Raw genomic sequence first — 18,605 nt, 5'->3', positions numbered from 1 at the left:
GGAGCCGACCGGCTCCTCCCGCAGGACTAAGTCGGTCTTGACTGATCGGCAATGGTCCTGCGGGTATGGAGTGTTCGACGGGACCCGTTGGGCTCAGAGCCCGGCGGGGCTGAGGATAATCTGGGCCGGTTGCTTGCGTTCGATCTGGCGACGCAGGTCCAGTTCAAAGCTCGGGTTGAGCTTGTTGACCCGCTTGCTGACCAGATCGGCCAGCCATGGGTAGTCGTCGGTCCGCGGCACCTGAATCAACACGTCACAGTTGAAGCTCACTACATCGGCGGCAATGGCATCGAGCTGCCGGCGCATTTGCGCGATATCGGTGGTTTCGAGCTGGATACGGGTATGCGGCACGCTCGGGTCGATGAGCTTGGCGATACGCCTGGCTTCGGCGGCCTTCAGTTCAGCTTCAGCCTGGTCCAGTTCGGCCTTGCGCGCTTCGGCAATGGCGCCGTTGACGCCGCTGGTCAACGCGGGGGCCTTGGGCATCAATGCGCGGGCACGGCTCAGTGCCGTGGCAGCACCATTGACGTCACCTTTTTGCAGGCTGATCTGGCTGCGGCTCAGGTAGGCCTCGGCCAACTGGCGTTGCAGCGGGTCCAGGCGCGGGTCGGCAGCGTCAGCGCCCTGCAGCGTGGCCAACTGGTCTTCGGCGGTCGCCAGTTCGTTGCCTTTGATGCTCTGCTCAAGCAGCGCAAAGCCGTCCGGCCGGGCTTCGGGCTCGGCAGGTTGAGGTGGCGGCGCGCTCTGGCAGGCCCCCAGCAACAGGGCGAATGCGGCAAGCAGCAGATAGCGGGAGGCGGGCAGCTTCATTTCTGCGGTTCTCTATTTGCGCAAAAAACGAGCAAGTCTACACCGCCCGCTTGGGGAGAACAAAGCTGAGCAGAAACAGCGCGCAGGCACAGACCACGATCGAGGGGCCGGCCGGGGTATCCTTGAGCCATGACAGCGACAGCCCACCACCCACCGCCACCACGCCCAGCACGCTGGCGCCCAGCGCCATCTGCTCTGGCGAGCGGGCGTGACGCTGTGCCGCAGCCGCCGGGATGATCAGCAGCGAAGTAATCAGCAGCACACCGACGATTTTCATTGCCACGGCAATCACCACGGCAATCAACAGCATCATGGTCATGCGCAGAGTGGTGACCGGCAGGCCTTCGACCCGCGCCAGTTCCTCGTGTACGGTCACTGCCAGCAGTGGCCGCCACAGCGCCAGGATCAACACCATGACCAATGCGCTGCCGCCGAGAATCCAGGCCAGGTCGGTGGGGCTGATCGCCAACAGGTCACCGAACAGATAGGCCATCAGGTCGATCCGTACTTCGTGCATGAAGCTCAGTACCACCAGGCCCAGCGACAGGGTACTGGGCGCCAGAATGCCCAGCAGGGTGTCGGAGGCCAGCGGCTGGCGCTGTTGCAGAGTCACCAGCAGGATCGCCAGCAACAGGCAGCCGACGGTGACCGCCACGGTCGGGCTGATGTCCAGCAGAAACCCCAGAGCCACACCCAGCAATGCAGCGTGGGACAGCGTGTCGCCGAAATAGGCCATGCGCCGCCAGACCACGAATGAGCCTAGCGGGCCTGCTACCAGAGCCAGAGCAATACCGGCGAGCAGGGCATACAACAGAAAATCAGCCATGCTTGCAGCCGTCTCCGTGAACATGAGGTTTGAAGCGCAGGGGTTGGGGTTCGGCGTCGTTCACCACTTCGCCATGCAGGTCGTGGGCGTGGTCATGGTGGTGGTGATAGATCGCCAGGCTCGGCGCATTCTGGCCGAACAGCTCGACAAAGGCCGGGTCGGTGCTGACCTGCTCGGGGTGCCCTGAGCAACACACATGGCGGTTCAGGCACACCACCTGATCGGTGGTGCTCATCACCAGATGCAGATCATGAGAGACCATCAGCACGCCGCAACCGTGGCGGTCGCGCAGCCGGGTAATCAGGCTATACAGCTCGGCCTGGCCCGCGACATCGACGCCCTGTACCGGTTCGTCGAGCACCAGCAGCTCGGGCTCGCGCAGCAGCGCCCGGGCCAGCAGCACACGCTGCATCTCGCCACCGGAAATGCCCTGCAACGGGCTGTCGATGACCTTGCCGGCGCCGACCTCTTCCAGCGCGGCCATGGCCTTGGCCCGGTCGACCCCCGGCACCAGGCGCAGAAAGCGCAGCACCGACAATGGCAGGGTCTGGTCGACATGGAGCTTTTGCGGCATGTAGCCGACGCGCAGTTTCGGCTTGCGCCAGACCCGCCCGGAGGTCGGGTTCAACAGGCCGAGCACGGCACGCACCAGCGTGGTCTTGCCGGCGCCGTTGGGGCCGATCAGGGTGACGATCTCACCGGCGCTGACGCTCAGGCCGATATTGTCCAGAACGTTCTGCCCGGACAGGGTGACCGCCACCTGTTCCAGGCTGATCAGCGGGGTGCTCATCAGGCCGCCTTGCAGCCGGCGCACACGCCGACGATTTCGATGGTCTGGCCTTCGGCGGCAAAGCCGACTTCATTGGCCGCGTTGATCACCGCATCGCTGATGGTCTGGTGTTGCAGTTCGATGGCTGCGTGGCACTTGCGGCAGATCAGAAACTGGCCCTGGTGGGCATGCGCCGGATGATTGCAGCCGGTGAAGGCGTTGAGCGAGGCGATGCGGTGCACCAGGCCGTTTTCCAGCAGAAAATCCAGCGCGCGATACACGGTGGGCGGTGCGGCACGGCGGCCGTCGGCTTCGCTGAGTACGCCGAGGATGTCGTAGGCACCCAGCGGCTTGTGGCTTTGCCAGACCAGTTCAAGCACGCGGCGGCGCAAGGCGGTAAGGCGCAAGCCTTTGCTGGCACACAGGGCATCGGCTTCGCTGAGGGCTGAATGCACGCAGTGAGAGTGATCGTGAGGGCGGCTGGCCAGAGGTGTAATAGGCATGGGCGGCGACGATATTGGCTGGAGACGTTATTATGTTACCCGTTCCTGCCCGATATGAGTGTTTCTCGTGCGTCGACTTTTTACGCTTTTCGTCGTTCTGGCTGCCGGTTTGACCGCTGCCATCCCTGCCCAGGCGGCTCCGGCCGCGGCTGAAATCAAGGTCCTGACCAGCATCAAACCGCTGCAATTGATTGCCGCTGCGGTCCAGGATGGCGTTGGCAGTCCTGAAGTGTTGCTGCCGCCCGGTGCTTCGCCGCACCACTATGCCTTGCGCCCATCCGACGTACGGCGGGTCGCCGATGTCGACCTGCTCTACTGGATCGGTCCTGATATGGAAGGCTTTCTGCCCCGCGTGCTGCAAAACCGCAGCCGTCCAGCCGTTGCCGTGCAGGGGCTGGCGGGCATGAGCCTGCGCCACTTCGGTGAAGATCAGGCCTCGCATGACGATCATGACCACGATGCGCATGACGGCCATGATCATGCTGCACACGATCATGGCGACCATGATGCAGACCCCGGCTACGAAGAACATGACCACGACCACCGCCCCGGCAGCCTCGACTCGCACCTGTGGCTGTCAACGGTCAACGCCCGGGTGATCGCAGCGAAAATGGCCGCCGACCTCAGCACTGCCGACCCGGCCAACGCGGCGCGTTATGCCAGCAACGCTCAGGCGTTCAGCAAGCGTCTGGACGCCCTTGATGCACGAATCAAGACGCGGGTCAGCACGATTGGCGACAAGCCCTGGTTCGTGTTCCACGAGGCCTACGACTACTTCGAACAGGCCTACGGCCTCAAACACACCGGCGTATTCAGTGTCGCCAGTGAAGTACAGCCCGGCGCCAGACACGTTGCCGCGATGCGTGAGCGCTTGAAGGAGTCGGGCAAGACCTGCGTTTTCAGCGAGCCGCCACTGCGGCCGAAACTGGCCGAAACCCTGAGCGCCGGCCTGCCGGTCAAGCTGGCCGAACTCGACGCCTTGGGCGGCTACACCCCGGCCACCGCCAATGGCTACGAACAGCTGCTGGAAAAAATCGCCAACGATCTGGCCGGCTGCCTGGAAAGTCTCTGACCGGGCTGGTGGGCGTGTGTGGGTACGCGTAGGAGCGGCTTCAGCCGCGAATGCTTCCTGGCGATGCTTCGCCGCTAAAGCGGCTCCTACGAGGTTCTGCGTTCGCGCGGCACCGAGTGTTTTTTACAGTGCGAACGGCAACGGTAGAGCCACGTCCTGACGCTGCGCCAGACGCTTTTCAAACTCCGCCGGATCATGAATCAGCACGTCCTGGCCAGCAAACGCCTCGGCAGCGATCAACCGCGACAGCCAGAAGCGCACACAGGCAATGCGCAGCATCACCGGCCATAACGTGGCCTCGGCAGCGGTGAACGGGCGCAGCGCGGCGTAGGCACCCAAAAAAGCCTTGGCCCGCAGCGGGTCAAGAGCGCCGTCTTCCTCAGAGCACCAGTCGTTCAACGCAATCGCCAGGTCATACAGCATCGGCCCGGAACACGCGTTGTAGAAGTCGATCACCCCCGTCAGGTGGGTGCCTTCGAACATTGCGTTGTCACGGAACAGGTCAGCGTGCAGGTTGGCGCGCGGCAGGTCGAGAATGGCCTGGAAGTGCTGGTCGATCTCTTGCAGGGTCTTGTCCAGCAACGCGGCCTGTTCGGCACTCAGGTGCGAGAGGAAGTTGCGCCCTTCATCCAGCATCCAGCTCAGGCCCCGGTCGGTCTTGCGCTCCAGCACCTTGTCGCGGGTTGCCAGGTGCACGCGTGCCTGCAATTGGCCGATTGCCACGCAATGCTGGGTATTGGGTTGCTTGATGTGCTTGCCGGCCAGGCGCGGTTGCAGCAGCGCCGGCTTGCCTTTGAGCTCACGCAGCGCTTGGCCGTCGGTGGTGCGCATGGCATAGGGCACCGGCAGGTTGGCGGCGTGCAGTACGTCGAGCAGTTCGATGAAAAACGGCATCTCCTGCACCGGACCGCGCTCGACCAGGGTCAGGACGAACTCGCCCTGCTCCAGGCTGATGAAGTAGTTGGTGTTCTCGCTACCGGCAGCAATGCCCTGATAGTCAAGCAGGCGGCCGAGCCCGTAGGCGCAGAGAAAGGTTTCCAGCTCGGGCCGGGCCAGGGGGGTAAAGACGGACATATCAGGGACTGCCAGCTCAAATAGTGATAGTGGACGGGGAGTTTACCAGCTGAAGATTTCCCACTGCGGAATCAACATGTCGGGTTGGTCGGAACGAATGAAATTGGGGCTGGTGCCATCCGCGCGCACCAGGAAATACGGCTTGCCGTTCTTGGGCGTGATCTTGATCGCATAGAGAAAGCCATTCTGGCGGTATTCCTGAATGGTCTTGTCGCCTTCGGTGCGGATCGTGACTTCAGGGTCGGCCGACGGTGCGTCCTCGGCGGCCACCGCCAGCAGCGGGCTGACCAGTAACAGGCCGGTCAACACCAAGCGATTTATCTTGCGCATGATAACCTTGCCCCTTTGTTGTCCATGGTCCACGCATTTTAGCGCCGACCCCGCCGAAAAGGTTGAATCTGCTCATGAGCCAAGCACCCCTCGTCCTGGTGGACGGTTCGTCCTATCTGTACCGCGCCTTCCACGCCCTGCCGCCGCTGACGACCTCCAAGGGTCTGCCCACCGGTGCGGTCAAGGGTGTGCTGAACATGCTCAAAAGCCTGCGCAAACAATACCCCGATAGCCCGTTTGCCGTGGTTTTCGACGCCAAGGGCGGTACTTTCCGCGATGAACTGTTCGCCGAATACAAGGCCAACCGGCCGAGCATGCCCGATGACCTGAGGGTGCAGATCGACCTGTTACATGCCTGCGTCAAGGCGTTGAGCTACCCGCTGCTGTGCGTGGAAGGGGTCGAGGCCGACGACGTGATCGGCACGCTGGCGCGCAGCAGTGCGGCGGCGCAGCGGCCGGTGATCATCTCTACCGGCGACAAAGACATGGCTCAATTGGTCGATGGGCACGTTACGCTGGTCAATACCATGACCGGTAGCGTGCTGGATGTCGCTGGCGTAAAAGAGAAATTCGGCGTCGGTCCTGAACACATCATCGACTACCTGGCGCTGATGGGCGACAAGGTCGATAACATCCCCGGTGTCCCGGGGGTCGGCGAAAAGACCGCCACCGGCCTGCTGGTCGGTATCGGTGGCGGTCTGGCCGAGCTGTACGCCAACCTCGATGCCGTGGCTGCGTTGCCGATTCGCGGCGCCAAGACCCTGGGCGCCAAGCTTGCAGAGCACAAGGCCATGGCCTTGCTGTCTTACGAGCTGGCGACCATCAAGTGCGATGTGCCGCTGGACGTCAGCCTCGATGAGCTGGTCATCGGTGAGCCGGACCACGAAAAGCTGATCGAGCTGTACACCGAGCTGGAGTTCAAGAGCTGGATCGGCGAGGTCGAGCGCGGTGCACGGCGTGCCGGCCAGCAAGCGGCGCAACCCGCCGTTGCGCCGCCGCCCGCCGTTCCCGCCGCCCCGGCGGCCTATGAAACCATTCTGGAGCAGGCTCGTTTCGATGCCTGGCTGGAAAAGCTCAACAGTGCCGAACTGATTGCCTTCGACACCGAAACCACCGGGCTGGACGCGCAGAAGGCGCAACTGGTCGGCTTGTCTTTCGCGGTCAAGGCCGGTGAAGCGGCCTATATTCCGCTGACCCACTCGTATATGGGCGTGCCCGAGCAACTGGACCGCGACACGGTGCTGCTGGCGCTCAAGCCACTGCTCGAAGACCCGAACAAGGCCAAGGTCGGGCAAAACGCCAAGTACGACATCAACATCCTCGCCAACTGCGCCATCGGCGGTGACCCGGCCAACGGCATTACCGTACGCGGCGTGGCGTTTGACACCCTGCTTGAATCCTACGTGCTCAACTCGGTGACCTCGCATGACATGGACAGCCTGGCTGCCCGGCACTTGGGCGTGCAGACCATCCGTTTTGAAGACATCGCCGGCAAGGGCAAGAAGCAGCTGACCTTTGACCAGATCCCGCTGGAACAGGCCGGGCCTTATGCGGCCGAGGATGCTGACATTACCCTGCGCCTGCATCAGGTGCTGATTGAAAAGCTCAAGGCCGAGGCGGGGCTGGTCAGCGTCCTGAGCGACATCGAGATGCCGCTGGTGCCGGTGCTGGCCCAGGTGGAACGCAACGGCGCGAGGGTTGATGCGGCGCTGCTGGGCGTCCAGAGCATCGAGTTGGGCGACAAGATGGCTGAGCTGGAGCAGCAGGCGTACGTGCTGGCCGGCGAATCGTTCAATCTGGGCTCGCCTGGCCAACTGGGCAAGATCCTCTACGAAAAGCTGGAACTGCCCGTGCGCGGCAAAACCCCGACCGGTAAGCCATCGACGGCAGTCGAGGTCTTGGAGAAGCTGGCCGATGAAGGTCATGAACTGCCAAAGCTGCTGCAGGACTACCGCACGATCAGCAAGCTCAAAAGCACCTACACCGACACCTTGCCTGGCCAGATCAACCCGCGTACCGGGCGCGTGCACACCTCCTACAACCAGGCCGGCGCCGCCACCGGGCGCTTCTCGTCCAGCGAGCCGAACCTGCAGAACATCCCGGTGCGCACCGCTGAAGGCCGCCGTATTCGCCAGGCGTTCGTGGCCTCAAAGGGCTACAAACTGCTGGCGGCGGACTATTCGCAGATCGAGCTGCGCATCATGGCCCACCTGGCCAAGGATGAAGGCCTGCTGCATGCCTTTCAAAATGGCCTGGACGTGCACCGGGCAACCGCTGCCGAGGTATTTGGTGTCGAGCTGGCCGAGGTCAGCAACGACCAGCGCCGCAGCGCCAAGGCGATCAACTTCGGCCTGATCTACGGCATGGGCGCCCAAGGGTTGGCACGCCAGATCGGCGTCGATGGCAAGCAGGCCAAGGCCTATATCGACCGCTATTTTGCCCGCTACCCCGGCGTGCGTGACTACATGGAGCGTACCCGCGAGCAGGCCGCCGAGAAAGGCTATGTCGAGACCCTGTTCGGTCGTCGCCTGTACCTGCCGGAAATTCTTTCCAGCAACCAGCAACAGCGCGCTGGCGCCGAACGCACGGCCATCAACGCGCCGATGCAGGGCACTGCTGCCGACATCATCAAGAAAGCCATGGTGGCGGTGAGCAACTGGCTGGATCAATCAGGGCTGGATGCCCGGGTCATCCTGCAGGTCCACGACGAACTGGTGCTCGAAGTGCGTGAGGATCTGGTCGAGCAGATCCGCGCCGAGATTGGCGATCACATGGGCACCGCCGCAACGCTGGATGTGCCGCTGGTAGTGGATGTCGGCGTGGGCAACAACTGGGACGAGGCGCACTGATTCGTGCCTTTCGCGGCTAAAGCAGCTCCTACGGTGCCCTCGGATGCCTGTAGGAGCGGCTTTAGCCGCGAACGGCGTTCACCGCCGCCAACATGAACATTTGTTCACGCCAGGAACTTAATCGGCCAACACCGGGTCAGAGTTCACGATTGGCTCGCAAGGCCAGTCATGCTCCTATGTTGTGTTAAGTGTTGGCAGATATCCGGAACCCACCCTGAGGGGTCCGGACCTTGAACCCCGAACTTCCCCCTCCCCATATGAAGTCCGGGGTTTTTTTTGCCTGTAAAACGGCCGCGCCGACTGGCGCAGCGTTTCAGGCCTGCGCGGCGGGCTCTTTGTCGGCCAGTTCCATCCAGCCGGCCAGCACGCGGTAGGCTTCTTCCAGGCCCTGGCGTTTGGGCGCCGAGAACAGCTGGATGGTTACGTCATTGCCCCAACTCTTGCGAATCTGTGCCTGAACCTTGAGCAAGGTGCCTTTTGCCGCGCCGTGGGTCAGCTTGTCGGCTTTGGTCAGCAGGATATGCATCGGCATGCCGCTGGCCACCGTCCAGTCGAGCATCATGATGTCGAAGTCGGTCATTGGATGGCGCACGTCCATCAGCAGTATCACGCCCTTGAGGCTCTCGCGGCTGCCTAGGTAGGCTTCCAGGTGGCGCTGCCAGTGCTGCTTGAGCGGGATCGGCACCTTGGCGTAACCGTAACCGGGCAGGTCGACCAGCCGCCGGTCATCGTCCAGGCGGAAGAAGTTCAGCAACTGGGTGCGCCCCGGCGTCTTGGAGGTACGCGCCAGGTTGGCGTGGGTCAGGGTATTCAGGGCGCTGGACTTGCCTGCGTTGGAGCGGCCGGCGAACGCGACTTCGAAGCCCGCATCATCAGGGCACTGATCGACCTTGGCGGCGCTGAGCATGAACTTGGCCTGTTGGCAGAGGCCGAGGATGGGGTTCTTGAGTTGCATGTGATTTCCGGTAAAAGCCCTGCTGCAAGGGGTGCGGCAAGAGGTGTCGTTTCCAGTCGTGCGGCATGGAGTATATAATGCCGCAAACTTTGTGTGGATTTCGCCTGGCTCAGGTGAATGAGCACTTGGAGGGCGTTTATAAAATAGGCGAATGAAGGCAAGACAAAGCGAAATCGGGCGAAAAAGCGCAGTGTACATAAGTACATAAGCATTTTGAGGTCGATTTCAACGCAGTATTGCCGAGTGCAGCCATTTTGTAGACGCCCTCTTAAAGCGAGAAAAGGATCTGGTCGGCGTACTAACCGTCGCCGGCTGTTTGCAGGATCCGATGCGCATTAGAACGCAGTCCGCTTTCAACCTGAAAGGTTTTTGCTGAATAACCGGACGTAACGGTTGTTTCAGTGGCCATTCAAATCGTTGCCGTCGCGTGGAAATGTGCAAGCACCGCAGTTGTCGGGGTCGCCAACCTTCATCCGCTGGAGGGGCGAGCCGGTCGCTGCCTGACGTTTCACCTATAGCCCGATCTGGATGACCTGATGAACACATTGCTCGTGAGTCTGCTACTGACCCTGGGGGTCTGCGCAGGGGCGCAGGCCGCCGACCTGGCCGGCAACGCTGCCGCCGGACAAGGCAAAGCGCTGGTGTGTGGCGCCTGCCATGGCCCGGATGGCAACAGCCCGATAGGCAACTTTCCCAAACTCGCCGGCCAGGGCGAGCGCTACCTGCTCAAGCAATTGCAGGAGATCAAGGGCGGCAAGCGCACGGTGCCGGAAATGACCGGCCTGCTGGTGCCCCTCAATGATCAGGACCTGGCCGATCTTGCCGCCTGGTACGCCAGCCAGAAAGGCAGTGTCGGTGCCGCCAACCCGGCGTTGGTCGCTCGCGGTGAAGCCTTGTTCCGTGGCGGCAAACTCGAAGACGGCATGCCGGCCTGCATCGGTTGTCATTCTCCTGACGGCGCCGGCAACGCCCCGGCCGGATACCCTCGCCTGAGCGGTCAGCATGCCGACTACATCAAGAAACAACTGACCGCCTTTCGCGAAGAAGAGCGGGTCAACGATGGCGACAGCATGGTCATGCGCTCAATCGCCGCAAAACTCAGTAACAAAGACATCGAGGCGCTGGCCCAGTATATTCAGGGCCTGCATTAAGCCGTCTGATCTTTACCGGGAGGGGGCAAGCGCTGCCCTCTCCTGCCCCGCCCAACACAGTGGCCGGCCATCAGCGCCGTTCGACTGATCGGTTGTTAATCCTGAGCTAACCTTTCCCGTTATCACCGACGTTACACTCGTTGCTGCGGCGGCAGGCACCCTCGAACTGTTCCGAGGGACGGTTGCCGTATTGAAAATTGACTCGGAATGCTCATTTACAAGCAGTAGACTCCGCTTTTCCGTGCTCGATCATCATGTATTGATGATTCAGGCTGAAACGGACGAACCGCTGCCGCGACGAGCGGTCGAAACAGACATCGCCGCGAGCGACCCTCATGACCCCAGGAGTAATGCATGCGTAACCTGATTCTCAGCGCCGCTCTGGTAGCCGCCAGTGTGTTCGGCATGACCGCACAGGCCGCCCAGCCGATCGAGGCAGGCAAACAATATGTCGAACTGAGCAGTCCGGTGGCTGTGTCGGAGCCTGGCAAGATCGAAGTCGTTGAGCTGTTCTGGTACGGTTGCCCGCATTGCTATGCATTCGAACCGACCATCAACCCATGGGCTGACAAGCTGCCCGCCGACGTGCATTTCGTGCGCATTCCGGCACTGTTCGGCGGCCCTTGGGATGCCCATGGCCAACTGTTCATCACCCTGGAAGAAATGGGCGTCGAGCACAAGGTTCACGCGGCCATCTTCGATGCCATCCAGAACAAGCGCCAGCGCTTGACCGACCCTGAAGACATGGCTGAATTCCTGGCCACCCAAGGCGTCGACAAAGACAAGTTCCTCAGCACCTTCAAATCGTTCGCCGTCAAAGGCAAGATCGCCAAGTACAAAGAGCTGGCCAAGCAGTATCAGGTCACTGGCGTACCGACCATGGTCGTCAATGGCAAATACCGCTTTGACCTGGGTACTTCCGGTGGCCCGGAAGCCACGTTGCAGGTCGCCGACCAGCTGATCGCCAAAGAGCGTGCAGCTGCCAAGGCCGGCCAGTAAGCCCGCCGCCATGCGCCGCTGGGGCAAGGGTAACGAGCGTGTCGCCGGCCTGCGAGACCCGCAGGTCAATGAACATCACCTGAGTGCCAGCGGCTTGCCGGACAACGGTCGTCTGCGGCTGTTGAGCTTCAATATCCAGGTGGGTATCAACACCCAGCGCTATCACCATTACCTGACCCGCAGTTGGCAGCATGTGCTGCCGCACTTCGGCCGGGCCGGTAACCTGCAAAAAATCGGTGCGCTGATCGGTGATTTCGACCTGGTGGCGTTGCAGGAAGCCGATGGCGGCAGTCTGCGCTCCGGCTACATCAACCAGGTCGAGCATCTGGCACAACTGGGGGCTTTTCCCTACTGGTATCAGCAGCTCAATCGCAACTTGGGGCGCCTGGCCCAGCACAGCAACGGGGTGCTCAGCCGTCTCAAGCCTGGCTCGATCGAGGACCATCCGTTGCCCGGCCCGGCCGGGCGCGGGGCGATTCTGATGCGTTTCGGCGAAGGTGACGACGCGCTGGTGGTGGTGATGATGCACCTGGCGCTCGGTGCCCGCACCCGCACCCGGCAACTGGCCTATATCCGCGAACTGATCGGCAATTATCGCCATCAGGTGCTGATGGGCGACATGAACACCCACGCCACCGACCTGCTTGAGCACTCGCCGTTGCGCGATCTGGGTCTGTTGGCGCCGCAAATCGAAGCAACGTTTCCCAGCTGGCGCCCGCAGCGCTGCCTGGATCACATTCTGCTGAGCCCGACCCTGACCCTGGAACGGGTTCAGGTGCTGGCCCAGCCCATTTCCGATCATCTGCCCGTGGCGGTAGAGATCCGTCTGCCAGCGTCGCTGTGCGGGGACTCCTTACCTGTTCCTAGCGGAATCTGACAGTGAATCCCGTACATGAGTGACGACGCCGAGCGTTGGAAAGAGAAGTACCTCAAGGGCATCGAGCAGCAGGACCGTCTGGAGAAGCGCTGGCAGGCCCGTCTCGACCTGTTGCGCCGTGGTCTGGTGCGCAGCAGCCTGGCGGCGGAGGGTACCGACCGGGCGGTCGACGAATGCATGAAGGAAATGCGCGAAATCGTCCGCAAGGATGACATGGACGCCGGGCTGGCCGGGTTGATCCCGCGTCTGGAAAAGGCCGTGCTCGACTCCGAGCAGCGCCGTGAAGTGCGGGTCGGGCAGATCGGTGATGCGCTGAACGCGCTGGTCGCCCAGTTGCAGAGCCTGCCGCTGCCACGCGAGGTGCGCAAGCCGCTCAAGCGCTTCGCCAAAAACCTCGATGATCGAGCCACCCAGGCCCGTGAGCTGCCGCTGCTGCTCAGCGAACTCAGCGGTTTGCAAGGCAAGGCACTCGACGCCATTGAGCGACCTGACGAGGGTCACCGGCCCGGCTTGCTTGAGCGCCTGTTCGGTTCGCGCGATGAAACCCATGACCCGCAACCTGGCGAGCCTGCCGCCGCCGCTGTTGCGGCGCCGTCTGCAGCGGCCCGGCCCGGTGAACCGGTTGCCGACGACGATGACGCTGCCGAGGTCGAGGAACAACCGCGTCCTGCTGCGCCGCAGGAACTTGTTGCCGTTCACCCTGAGCCAACCAAGCCGGTCAGTTCTGCACCAGCAGGAGCGCCTGCCGCCCATTCGGTCTCTGCCGAACCGGCTGTCGTTGAACCTGCTCCTCAGAACACCATTGAGCCTGCGCCCCTGGCTGAAGTCGCCCCGGCGCCCGAAGCGCCGAGCGCTGCGCCGGTTGTAGAGCCTGTGCCGGCGCTGGCTTCAGGCGAAATCAAAGCCGAGCCGCAGACCCCGGCCAGCGCCCCGCCGTTGAACGGGCTAGGACAGGTTGATGCGTTGCTGGCCCCGGTACCGACGGTGCCGTTCCAGCAATTGCCGCAGGCCGCTGCGGATACGCCAAAAGCCCTCGAAGCCGAGCGTGAGGCCGACGAGCCCGAAGAAGCTGCCGAGGAGCAAGCGGCGGACGGCGAATACGGCTTGCCGTCCTCACCGGAGCCCAGTTACAGCTCGGTGGCCGCACACATCGAAGAGACCCTGCTGGGCCTGCTTGAAGACCTCAACCTGCCCGAAATCCACCGGCCACATGCCGAGTCGATGCGCCATCGCCTCGAACATGGGTTGAACTGGTACGAACTGCTACCGATTCTCGATGATCTTGCAATCTTGATGCTGGCTGTCAGCGACAGTGGTCAGCACGAATTCGAAACCTACCTCAAGCAGCTCAATCAGCGTCTTGAGTCGTTCCAGAGTGGCTTGCAGGCGGTCAACGAGGGGTATCAGGAAAGCCATTGTTCGGCACGGGATTTCGACAGCCAGTTACGCGAACAGGTCGACGATCTGCAAAGCAGCGTGCAGGAGGCATCGGACCTGATCAGCCTCAAGCGGGTGCTGGAAAGCCGCCTCGAAGGCATGCTCGGCGCCATGGATGACTATCAGCGCAAGCGCGACGAGCGCGAGCGTGAAGTCGCCGAAAGCCTGCAAAGCCTGGCTGGCCGGGTGGCGAGCATGGAGCAGGAAGCGCTGGGCGTGCGTGCCAATCTGGAAGAGCAGCGGCGCAAGGCGCTGCTCGACCCGCTGACCGGCCTGCCCAACCGGGCGGCGTGGGGCGAGCGTCTGGAGCGGGAAATCGCCCGTTGGCAGCAGAACCGCGATAGCCTGCTGATCGGTATTCTGGATCTGGATCACTTCAAGCGCATCAATGACGGCTATGGGCATCTGGCCGGCGACAAGGTGCTCAAGATCGTCGCCAAGGAGCTGCACCGGCGTCTGCGCACCACCGATTTCCTGGCTCGCTTTGGCGGTGAGGAGTTTGTCTTGCTGATGCCGGCCACTGAGCTGCAAACCGGGCTGTTGATGCTCGATGAGCTGCGTGCGGCGGTGGAGCGTTGCCCGTTCCACTTCAAGGGCGAGCCGGTGACTATCACGGTGTCGATTGGGGTGACCGATCTGCGCGCTGCTGAACGCAGCGACACTGCGCTCAAGCGCGCTGACCAGGCGCTGTATCGGGCCAAGGAAAGCGGCCGCAACCGGGTTGAACAAGGGTGAGTGGCTCACCTGGCGGGCGGTTTTCAATCATCGGGCGATCTGCGCCCGTTCCGTTATGATTTTTGAATAGTTGGATGTCATGAAGCTGTTTTTCGCTGTTGTATCCCTTCTGGTTCTCAGTGCCTGCGCTAGCGGCCCCCGGCTGGACACCAGCCACCCCTCGAAGAATTTCGATAACCGTATCCAGTACGTCATCCTGCACTACACCTCGGCGTCTCAGGAGCGCTCGCTGCAACTGCTGACCAGCGGCCAGGTCAGCAGTCATTACCTGATTGGCGACGATAGCCGGGCCACCACATTCAAACTGGTCGATGAAAATGCCCGCGCCTGGCACGCCGGCGACAGCCAGTGGGACGGACGCACCTGGCTCAACTCCTCGTCGATCGGCATTGAGATCGTCAACCCCGGCTTTACCGAAGGCCCGAACGGGCGGCTGTGGTACCCCTACAGTGAAGCGCAGATCCAGTCGCTGATTGTCTTGCTCAAGGATATCGTCAAGCGCAACGGCATCGAGCCAAAGCACATCATTGGCCACAGCGATATTGCGCCGATGCGTAAGCTCGACCCGGGACCATTGTTCCCCTGGAAGCGGCTGGCCCAGGAAGGCTTGGGTATCTGGCCTGACGAGCGTCTGGTCGCCAGCCAGCAGGCACTGTTTGCCGTGCGCCTGCCAGACATCCTGTGGTTCCAGCAGCAGTTGGCCAGAGTCGGCTACAGCACTCCGCAGACCGGCGTGCTGGACACCGAAACCCGCAATGTACTGGCCGCCTTCCAGATGCGCTTTCGCCCGCAACGCTTCGACGGCGAACCGGATGCGCAGAGTGCGGCGATGTTGCAGGTGCTCAACAGCCAGCGCTGAAGCACGGCCCCGTAGGACCGGCCGGGCGGCACCCGGCTGGCGGTCAGAACGGCAAGGCCATATAGAACTGGGTGCCTTGGCCCGGCCGTGAATACACGCCCATGCGTCCACCATGCAACTGGACGATTTCCTTGCACAGGGCCAGCCCCAGGCCCGCGCCGCCCTTCTTGCGGCCGACCTGAACAAACGGCTCGAAGATCCGCGCCTGATTGCCGTACGCAATGCCTTCGCCGCTGTCTTCGACACTGATGATCGCCCGTTCACCATGACGCCGGGCCTGCAGGCGGATCAGGCCGTTTTCCGGGGTGTGGCGCAAGGCGTTGTCCAGCAGGTTGTCCAGTACCCGCTCCAGTTGTGACTGGTCGGCGTGCAGGCGCGGGATATTTTCTTGCAGGTCGAGCTGAAGAATGATGCTCTGTTCCTGGGCGCGATCAATAAAGCGCTGGCGCGCTTCTTCGAGCAAGTCATCGATGGCGCACGGCGCCAGTTTGAGTTTCTGCAGGCCACTTTGGTAGCGGGAGAAGTTCAGCAGGTCGTTGATCAATTGCATCAGGCGCTGCATCTCTTCCTTGACCGTATTGAACAGGTCGGCTTCGCGGCTTTCTTCGGCGAAATGCACCCGCTCCTGCAGCAGGCCGAAGGCCATATGCATACCGGTCACCGGGGTGCGCAGTTCGTGGGAGGCGCGCAAAACGAACTCGCTGCGCACCCGCTCGAAGGCGCGTTGCTCGGTCACATCATGCAGGACCATCACCGCGCCGAGAATGTGCCCGGCGCTATGGCTGACCGGGGTCAGGCTGTAGGTCAGCAGCCGTGATTCGCCGTCGATCTCGATGCACAGATCTTCCGGGGCGCGCTCCAGGGTGCCGCCGCGCAGGTTGAGGAGAATCTCTTCGTCCAGCTCCGGGCGTGCCAGCGCTTCGCCGGGACGTTGGCCGAGGCGGCTTTCGTCCCAGCCAAGCTGGCGCTGGGCGACCGGATTGAGGTGCTCAAGCTGGCCCTGGCGGTCGATCATCAACAGGCCGTCGTCAATGCTGTCGAGCACCGCTTGCAGGCGTTGCTGGCCAGCCAGCAGTTCGTCGATATTGGTGGCCTGGTGTTTGCGCAGCGCCTCGGCCATCAGGCCGAAGCGGCGGGTCAGCAGGTTCATCTCCGCTGCCGGTGAAATAGGCAGGGTGACGTCAAAATCGCCCTGGCCGATCTTGTCGGCGGCCTTGGCCAGAGCTTCGATCGGTGCACCAAAGCGGCGGGCGATGCCATGCGCAGTGACAAACCCGATGCACAGCACGGCCAGAGCAACCAGGCTGAGCAGCCCGGCGATCCAGTACGCGCGCTCGCGTGAATCACGCTCGGCCGCGTTGATGTTGTCCAGGGCGCTGCGATAGGCGCCCAGCAAGTCATTGCGCAGGTTGTTGAAGCTGGCACTCAGCTCAGGGTTCTTGCGGATGCTCAGGCCGCCCTCGCTGTTGTTGCGATAAGCCTGGATGAATTGCTGATAGAACTGCTGGGTCTGTTCAAAACCGTGGGTGCCGGTTCTCAGCCGCTCGTGCTCGACACCTTCGGCCAGCAACCCTTCGAACTGGGTCTGCAGCTTACCCAGTGCCTGCGGGTTGGGTTCGGAGTCGAGCATCATGACCAACTGATCACCCAGGTTCTGACGCAGCTTGAGGCCCAGATCCAGAGTCACGAAGTTGTGCTGAATCATCGACTCCTGAGTACGTGCCATCTGCATGACACTGACCAGACCCAGGACCAGCCCGAGCAGGGCCACTGTGATCAGGGCCGAGATACTCAGAAACAGGCGTGTGCGCAATTTCATTGCCAACTTCATGTGACACCAATTACTGACTTACAGGTTGTACTGCTTGCGTTTTCGATACAGCGTCGAGGCATCGATACCCAGTGTCTTGGCCGCCTGGTCCAGTGTGTCACTGGTCGCCAGTACCGCGCCGATGTGGGCCTTTTCCAGTTCATCGAGGCTCATCGCGGCGCCGACCCGTGGTGCATTGCTGACCGGCTGCTCGCCCATGCCCAGGTGGGTGACTTCAACGCGCTCCTGCGGGCAGATGATGCTGGCGCGCTCGATCACGTTGCGCAGCTCGCGGATATTGCCGGGCCAGCGGTAGTTGAGCAGCGCACTGCGTGCTTCTTCGCTGAAGCCCCGTGCCGGGCGGGCGTATTCCTTGACGAAGCGCGCCAGAAAACGGTCGGCCAGGGTCAGGATGTCTTCGCCACGCTCACGCAGGGCCGGCAAGGTCAGGGTGATGACGTTCAGGCGGTACAGCAGGTCTTCACGAAATTTGCCGCTGCGCACCATGTCTTCGAGGTTGAGATTGGTGGCCGCCAGAATTCGCACATCGGCACGGCGGGTGACCGGGTCGCCGACCCGCTCGTATTCCTTGTCTTGAATGAAGCGCAACAGCTTGGGTTGCAAGGTCAGCGGGAAATCACCGATCTCGTCGAGGAACAAGGTGCCGCCGTCGGCCTGGTTGACCCGCCCCAGTGTGCTTTCACTGGCGCCGGTGAACGCCCCGCGGCTATGACCGAACAGCTCGCTTTCCATCAGTTCTGCGGTCAGCGACGGGCAGTTGATGGTCACGCAGGACTTTTTGGCGCGCTTGCTCCAGCCGTGAATGGCGCGGGCCAGCTCGCCTTTACCGGTGCCCGACTCACCCAGGATCAGGATGTTGGCATCGGTGACCGCCACCTGCCGCGCCGTTTCCAGAATGCCCATCATCACCGGGCTGTGCGAGTCCAGGCCGTCTTTGGGCTTGCGGATCTCGCCTTCCAGTGCCTCCAGACGAGCCGACAGTTGGCGCACTTCAAGCTGCTTGGCGGTGGCCAGGCGCAATTGGTCGGGGCTGCACGGTTTGACCAGATAATCGGCCGCGCCGGCGCGAATCGCGTCCACGGCGGTGTCGACGGCAGAGTGCGCGGTGACGATCACGACACGCATCCATGGCGCCTGCACGCGCATCTGTGCCAATACATCCAGCCCGTTGTCTTCGCCCAACCGTAAATCCAGGAAACACAAATCAAAGACCTGGCGCTGCATCAGGGCATCGGCCTGTGCCGCGCTGTTGGCCGTGGCTACGCTGTAGCCCTCGTCTTCCAGGCAATACCGGAAGGTGCGAAGGATCGCGGACTCGTCGTCCACAAGCAGAATACGGCCCTGATTCTCAGTGGCTGCTTCCATTTTTCCTACGCTCCTAAGTGAATAGTCTTGGTTAGTCTCGGAATCATCGGGCAAGTTGCATGGTCAATTCTGATTGATTATGCGGCAAGCATGGTAGCTATCTGCTTCGGCCTTGGCTAACTGGCGGATTTGGCTGTCCTGCTGTCGTGAAAACCGCCTGGTA

Annotated in this window: 16 protein-coding genes; 7 read left to right on the top strand and 9 right to left on the bottom strand. The window is 62.2% G+C overall.

Annotated elements, in window-relative coordinates; all coding sequences use genetic code 11:
• Positions 1 to 93 precede the first annotated feature (93 nt).
• From NJC40_RS05605 to NJC40_RS05590, 4 genes are read right to left on the bottom strand one after another with little or no spacing between them, the layout of a single operon-like run.
• Positions 94 to 810, bottom strand: coding sequence for a PA5502 family lipoprotein (locus tag NJC40_RS05605; protein ID WP_253113868.1), 717 nt, complete (start codon positions 808 to 810; stop codon positions 94 to 96).
• A 37-nt stretch (positions 811 to 847) separates the two neighbouring features.
• Positions 848 to 1,636: a zinc ABC transporter permease subunit ZnuB gene (gene znuB / locus NJC40_RS05600; protein WP_045485158.1), complete on the bottom strand. Its 789-nt coding sequence runs from the start codon at positions 1,634 to 1,636 to the stop codon at positions 848 to 850.
• Complete coding sequence (znuC, locus tag NJC40_RS05595; RefSeq protein ID WP_045485155.1) at positions 1,629 to 2,426, bottom strand: zinc ABC transporter ATP-binding protein ZnuC; 798 nt, start codon at positions 2,424 to 2,426, stop codon at positions 1,629 to 1,631. The genes znuB and znuC overlap by 8 nt, the downstream gene beginning before the upstream one ends.
• The gene (locus NJC40_RS05590; RefSeq protein ID WP_045485153.1) at positions 2,426 to 2,908 is read right to left on the bottom strand and encodes a Fur family transcriptional regulator; all 483 of its coding nucleotides are present in this window, start codon (positions 2,906 to 2,908) and stop codon (positions 2,426 to 2,428) included. Before NJC40_RS05590 ends, znuC begins: the two co-directional genes overlap by 1 nt.
• Before the next feature lie 67 nt (positions 2,909 to 2,975).
• Between NJC40_RS05590 and znuA the strand changes: the two genes are divergently transcribed.
• Positions 2,976 to 3,980, top strand: a complete 1,005-nt coding sequence (znuA, locus tag NJC40_RS05585) for a zinc ABC transporter substrate-binding protein ZnuA (protein ID WP_492180504.1) — start codon at positions 2,976 to 2,978, stop codon at positions 3,978 to 3,980.
• Positions 3,981 to 4,103: 123 nt separating this feature from the next.
• Here znuA and NJC40_RS05580 read toward each other — a convergent pair whose 3' ends face one another.
• Both NJC40_RS05580 and NJC40_RS05575 read right to left on the bottom strand, forming a co-directional pair.
• Positions 4,104 to 5,054 (bottom strand): homoserine kinase, encoded by a 951-nt coding sequence (locus NJC40_RS05580; protein ID WP_253140997.1) that lies wholly within the window; start codon positions 5,052 to 5,054, stop codon positions 4,104 to 4,106.
• Between the two features lie 42 nt (positions 5,055 to 5,096).
• Positions 5,097 to 5,384 (bottom strand): DUF2782 domain-containing protein, encoded by a 288-nt coding sequence (locus NJC40_RS05575; RefSeq protein ID WP_045485148.1) that lies wholly within the window; start codon positions 5,382 to 5,384, stop codon positions 5,097 to 5,099.
• Between the two features lie 74 nt (positions 5,385 to 5,458).
• On the opposite strand from NJC40_RS05575, the gene polA reads away from it, so the two are divergent.
• Positions 5,459 to 8,233 (top strand): DNA polymerase I, encoded by a 2,775-nt coding sequence (gene polA / locus NJC40_RS05570; protein ID WP_253140998.1) that lies wholly within the window; start codon positions 5,459 to 5,461, stop codon positions 8,231 to 8,233.
• 313 nt (positions 8,234 to 8,546) lie between these two features.
• Here polA and yihA read toward each other — a convergent pair whose 3' ends face one another.
• Positions 8,547 to 9,188: a ribosome biogenesis GTP-binding protein YihA/YsxC gene (gene yihA, locus NJC40_RS05565; RefSeq protein WP_045485143.1), complete on the bottom strand. Its 642-nt coding sequence runs from the start codon at positions 9,186 to 9,188 to the stop codon at positions 8,547 to 8,549.
• 536 nt (positions 9,189 to 9,724) lie between these two features.
• Here yihA and NJC40_RS05560 point away from each other — a divergent pair.
• The 5 genes from NJC40_RS05560 (at position 9,725) to NJC40_RS05540 (ending at position 15,246) form a co-directional block, all read left to right on the top strand.
• On the top strand, positions 9,725 to 10,339 hold the full coding sequence (locus NJC40_RS05560; RefSeq protein WP_045485141.1) for a c-type cytochrome: 615 nt from the start codon (positions 9,725 to 9,727) through the stop codon (positions 10,337 to 10,339).
• A gap of 354 nt (positions 10,340 to 10,693) precedes the next feature.
• Complete coding sequence (locus NJC40_RS05555; RefSeq protein WP_045485139.1) at positions 10,694 to 11,338, top strand: thiol:disulfide interchange protein DsbA/DsbL; 645 nt, start codon at positions 10,694 to 10,696, stop codon at positions 11,336 to 11,338.
• 10 nt (positions 11,339 to 11,348) lie between these two features.
• The gene (locus NJC40_RS05550; RefSeq protein ID WP_045494036.1) at positions 11,349 to 12,215 is read left to right on the top strand and encodes an endonuclease/exonuclease/phosphatase family protein; all 867 of its coding nucleotides are present in this window, start codon (positions 11,349 to 11,351) and stop codon (positions 12,213 to 12,215) included.
• A 15-nt stretch (positions 12,216 to 12,230) separates the two neighbouring features.
• Positions 12,231 to 14,387, top strand: coding sequence for a GGDEF domain-containing protein (locus tag NJC40_RS05545; RefSeq protein WP_253140999.1), 2,157 nt, complete (start codon positions 12,231 to 12,233; stop codon positions 14,385 to 14,387).
• A 79-nt stretch (positions 14,388 to 14,466) separates the two neighbouring features.
• Complete coding sequence (locus NJC40_RS05540; RefSeq protein ID WP_253141000.1) at positions 14,467 to 15,246, top strand: N-acetylmuramoyl-L-alanine amidase; 780 nt, start codon at positions 14,467 to 14,469, stop codon at positions 15,244 to 15,246.
• Between the two features lie 43 nt (positions 15,247 to 15,289).
• Here NJC40_RS05540 and NJC40_RS05535 read toward each other — a convergent pair whose 3' ends face one another.
• Positions 15,290 to 17,077, bottom strand: a complete 1,788-nt coding sequence (locus NJC40_RS05535) for a KinB sensor domain-containing domain (protein ID WP_253141001.1) — start codon at positions 17,075 to 17,077, stop codon at positions 15,290 to 15,292.
• An 18-nt stretch (positions 17,078 to 17,095) separates the two neighbouring features.
• Positions 17,096 to 18,442 carry a sigma-54-dependent response regulator transcription factor AlgB gene (gene algB / locus NJC40_RS05530; protein WP_045485131.1) on the bottom strand — a complete coding sequence of 449 codons (1,347 nt, stop codon included), beginning with the start codon at positions 18,440 to 18,442 and terminating at the stop codon, positions 17,096 to 17,098.
• Between the last annotated feature and the right edge of the window lie 163 nt (positions 18,443 to 18,605).

This window comes from Pseudomonas sp. 21LCFQ02 (assembly GCF_024129895.2).
Classification (GTDB): domain Bacteria; phylum Pseudomonadota; class Gammaproteobacteria; order Pseudomonadales; family Pseudomonadaceae; genus Aquipseudomonas.
This window is presented reverse-complemented; position numbering and strand designations above follow the sequence as displayed.

What these genes read in the sequence shown, in the direction of transcription:
- NJC40_RS05605 (WP_253113868.1), bottom strand. Translation starts at nt 810, where the DNA reads ATGAAGCTGCCCGCCTCCCGCTATCTGCTGCTTGCCGCATTCGCCCTG.
- znuB (WP_045485158.1), bottom strand. Translation starts at nt 1,636, where the DNA reads ATGGCTGATTTTCTGTTGTATGCCCTGCTCGCCGGTATTGCTCTGGCT.
- znuC (WP_045485155.1), bottom strand. Translation starts at nt 2,426, where the DNA reads ATGAGCACCCCGCTGATCAGCCTGGAACAGGTGGCGGTCACCCTGTCC.
- NJC40_RS05590 (WP_045485153.1), bottom strand. Translation starts at nt 2,908, where the DNA reads ATGCCTATTACACCTCTGGCCAGCCGCCCTCACGATCACTCTCACTGC.
- NJC40_RS05580 (WP_253140997.1), bottom strand. Translation starts at nt 5,054, where the DNA reads ATGTCCGTCTTTACCCCCCTGGCCCGGCCCGAGCTGGAAACCTTTCTC.
- NJC40_RS05575 (WP_045485148.1), bottom strand. Translation starts at nt 5,384, where the DNA reads ATGCGCAAGATAAATCGCTTGGTGTTGACCGGCCTGTTACTGGTCAGC.
- polA (WP_253140998.1), top strand. Translation starts at nt 5,459, where the DNA reads ATGAGCCAAGCACCCCTCGTCCTGGTGGACGGTTCGTCCTATCTGTAC.
- yihA (WP_045485143.1), bottom strand. Translation starts at nt 9,188, where the DNA reads ATGCAACTCAAGAACCCCATCCTCGGCCTCTGCCAACAGGCCAAGTTC.
- NJC40_RS05560 (WP_045485141.1), top strand. Translation starts at nt 9,725, where the DNA reads ATGAACACATTGCTCGTGAGTCTGCTACTGACCCTGGGGGTCTGCGCA.
- NJC40_RS05555 (WP_045485139.1), top strand. Translation starts at nt 10,694, where the DNA reads ATGCGTAACCTGATTCTCAGCGCCGCTCTGGTAGCCGCCAGTGTGTTC.
- NJC40_RS05550 (WP_045494036.1), top strand. Translation starts at nt 11,349, where the DNA reads ATGCGCCGCTGGGGCAAGGGTAACGAGCGTGTCGCCGGCCTGCGAGAC.
- NJC40_RS05545 (WP_253140999.1), top strand. Translation starts at nt 12,231, where the DNA reads ATGAGTGACGACGCCGAGCGTTGGAAAGAGAAGTACCTCAAGGGCATC.
- NJC40_RS05540 (WP_253141000.1), top strand. Translation starts at nt 14,467, where the DNA reads ATGAAGCTGTTTTTCGCTGTTGTATCCCTTCTGGTTCTCAGTGCCTGC.
- NJC40_RS05535 (WP_253141001.1), bottom strand. Translation starts at nt 17,077, where the DNA reads ATGAAGTTGGCAATGAAATTGCGCACACGCCTGTTTCTGAGTATCTCG.
- algB (WP_045485131.1), bottom strand. Translation starts at nt 18,442, where the DNA reads ATGGAAGCAGCCACTGAGAATCAGGGCCGTATTCTGCTTGTGGACGAC.